The sequence below is a fragment of the Bacillus sp. SIMBA_008 genome, assembly GCF_046535495.1.
GTDB lineage: Bacteria > Bacillota > Bacilli > Bacillales > Bacillaceae > Bacillus > Bacillus subtilis.
Genome location: NZ_JAWRWL010001256.1, coordinates 1 through 236 on the forward strand (window position 1 = coordinate 1; position 236 = coordinate 236).

Here is a 236-nt window from a genome sequence, read left to right on the forward strand (position 1 = left end):
TCAGCTTTCCCTCGCAGGAAAGCGAACAGAATAACCGGGGGCTGTGGCTCGTCATTCTGCCTCCTGTGGTCATGCTGATTGTAATGGGGGTTGTCGCTATTATACAGCCGAGGGGTATATTCATCCTTGTCTCTTTGGCGATGTTTATGATGACTCTCATTACGTCCACCGTGCAGTATTTCCGTGAAAAAAACCAGCGGAAAAAACGGGAGGAAAAACGGGAGCGTGTGTACAAG

General features: G+C 49.2%; 1 protein-coding gene. It reads left to right on the forward strand.

Annotated elements, in window-relative coordinates; all coding sequences use genetic code 11:
* Window positions 1-236: hypothetical protein (locus SB658_RS27450; RefSeq protein WP_410603717.1), on the forward strand; the 236-nt coding region annotated here is incomplete at both ends.